Source organism: Cuspidothrix issatschenkoi CHARLIE-1 (assembly GCF_002934005.1).
Lineage (GTDB): Bacteria > Cyanobacteriota > Cyanobacteriia > Cyanobacteriales > Nostocaceae > Cuspidothrix > Cuspidothrix issatschenkoi.
This window is the reverse complement of the sequence record NZ_PGEM01000035.1, coordinates 34,863-37,254: the sequence shown is the minus strand read 5'-3', so window position 1 is coordinate 37,254 and position 2,392 is coordinate 34,863. Positions and strand designations below refer to the sequence as shown.

2 protein-coding genes and 1 pseudogene are annotated in these 2,392 nt (G+C 37.8%); 2 read left to right on the top strand and 1 reads right to left on the bottom strand.

All coding sequences use genetic code 11. The annotated features are described in order from the left end of the window. The first annotated feature begins 108 nt into the window (after positions 1 to 108). Together CUN59_RS06105 and CUN59_RS21925 are read left to right on the top strand one after the other, a co-directional pair. Entirely contained in the window at positions 109 to 492 is a 384-nt protein-coding gene (locus CUN59_RS06105) for a DUF2237 family protein (RefSeq protein ID WP_104387000.1), read from the top strand. 205 nt (positions 493 to 697) lie between these two features. Continuing rightward, positions 698 to 943, top strand: a pseudogene (locus CUN59_RS21925) (Uma2 family endonuclease); the annotation flags it as partial. Positions 944 to 1,575: 632 nt separating this feature from the next. Here the strand turns inward: CUN59_RS21925 and CUN59_RS06095 are convergent. Further along, on the bottom strand, positions 1,576 to 2,247 hold the full coding sequence (locus CUN59_RS06095; protein WP_104386999.1) for a hypothetical protein: 672 nt from the start codon (positions 2,245 to 2,247) through the stop codon (positions 1,576 to 1,578). Positions 2,248 to 2,392: the final 145 nt, after the last annotated feature.

Sequence of the window (2,392 nt, the reverse complement as noted above, 5' to 3'; positions counted from 1 at the left end):
CATCTTGCGTAAGTCCTATCTCATTCAAGTGCATACCGCTATAACCAAGAATACCTTAATGGTACAAGTGACCGTGAAATCAATCCAAAATCTAAAATCTAAAATCAAATGACAGAAGCTAAAAACGTACTGGGTACAAAATTAGAAATTTGTTGCACTTCTCCCATGACTGGATTTTACCGCGACGGGTTTTGTACCACAGGTGGACAAGATATGGGAATGCACGTCGTTTGCGCTCAAGTTACAGAGGAATTTTTGCAATATACTAAATCCCAAGGTAATGATTTGAGTACACCTGTACCTTATTTTAGTTTTCCCGGTTTAAAACCTGGAGATTGTTGGTGTTTATGCGCTGCAAGGTGGCAAGAAGCTTTAGAAGCAGGTGTTGCACCTCCAGTAGTTTTAGAAGCTACCCATGCTAGGGCGTTAGAAGTTTGTAACTTAGCAGATTTGCAAAAACATCGGGTAATTCGTAATGAGGAAAATGGTTAATAATTATTAGTATTTGTAGGGTGTGTTAGGCAAAGCCGTAACGCACACTAAACTTGATTAATGGTGTTGTCAATGGGAGTGTCAAATTAATTTGTATTGATCGCAGATGAGGTAACAAAAAATGATTGCTGTGAAAGGTAAGTTTCCTAAGTTAACACCCGAAGAATATTTTGTCTAGGAAGAAAAACAATTCCTTCGCCATGAATATCTTAATGGTCAAGTTTACGCTATGAGTGGAGGAACTCGAAATCATGGACGAATTGCTAGTAATATTATTTTCATTGTTAAAGGTCATTTACGGGGTAGTGGTTGTCAGGTTGGTAATTCTGATTGTCGTGTAAACATTTTTGAAACTATAAATTATGGTGTATCCACAAGGAATTTAGAAGATAATTTTTCTCAGTGGAATAAAACCGTTCAGTCCGTCGTCCAAAATATTTTGACTGAATAGGGTAAATGCAGGTTATAGTCTCACGCGTTAAAACAGTTGAGAAATATCTGGGTAAGAGACTTCCAATTAAAAAAATATCCCAAAATTTCTTGTGGTGCGGGTTGAAAAGCCCGCTAATAATACAAGGACGGACAGGACTTGTGCTGAGCTTGTCAAAGTATGCCCATCTCACAAGATTGGATAGCGAAGTGCTGCTGCAAGCAGTTCACTAAAAAATCATCGAAAAATCGGGTTTAAATCCCCGAAAGTCATACCCCCTATTTGGTATTTCCTCACAAGTGTTGAATCTTGCAATAAAACTTTACAATCTTTGCCTTTTACCCGGGTGAAATCCATTGTCTATTGAGAATAGAGTCATTAATTGCTCAAATTTGGTATCACCAATACGAATGCACAACTTGGACAAGATCCTCAAAATCTTAACATTTAACACTTCTGGTATTTCCTATCAGTGCGTAAGTCCTAAAAACCAGCAATTCTCATTTTGAAATAAGGTTGCGTTATTTCAACAATACCCGGATTCATTAAGAATTGTAAAACCCTATGAATACAAGGGTTTCAATGTCATGAAACCTTAAAATGAGAATTGCTGCAATAAAATAATGAAGCTAGACAAAAAACCTATTTTATCTTTAAAACTTAACGTTTGTAATCAAGGAGTTATTACTGCGAAAATCTATTATTAATCTACTCCGATCACCGGTAATCATCGCTCTATCGAAAGTTCCACATCCGGGTACGCATACAACATTTTCAAACGCAGCACCCTCGTAAGAGGTTGATTTTTTTATTCCTCCATCATAGTAACTATGAACCATTTCGACCAACCTGGGTCTAAAATTAATTGGCACTCTAGCTGTTTGAACTGTGCTACCGTTAATAACAAGTCTAACTGTGTTGCCAACAGTTTCAGTTTGTAGAGCTATATTCAAACTGCCACCAGTTACGTTTCGCAATTCTCGCCCTGGAGATCCCGTATTCTGACCACAGTTCATAAAGCTACGCCATAGTCCCTCTTTACCTCCTTTTTTGCCATAAGAAACACCAGCCCCACACCCCTCGCCTAAATTGAAATAAAAAGCAGCATAACCATATGGAGAGGTCTCTATAGTTCGAGGTAATTTGAGAACTCCTCTAATTGATTGATAGGGCTGGCTTGATGGAAATATTGGTGTTCGCTTGGCGGTACCAGTAGTTTGAGCGTAAGATTCAGAATGTGAAATTAAGACTGAACCAATAGCAATAGAACCAATCAGTAATGAAGTGCTTAAAACACGGGGTGTTAATAGTGAGATATCAGCCATTTTTGTTTACCTCAATTGATGATTTTGAGTGTTGTTTACTGAGGGATATGGAAGAGCAAAAAATACTTACGGACTAATCAGATGTTATTGGGAGTAAAGTTCGGTAAATATGAAATTCACTACCCGGTTGACAATGACTTACAAG

Excerpts from the sequence above, each read along its gene's own strand:
- CUN59_RS06095 (WP_104386999.1), bottom strand. The coding sequence starts at position 2,247 with ATGGCTGATATCTCACTATTAACACCCCGTGTTTTAAGCACTTCATTA.
- CUN59_RS06105 (WP_104387000.1), top strand. The coding sequence starts at position 109 with ATGACAGAAGCTAAAAACGTACTGGGTACAAAATTAGAAATTTGTTGC.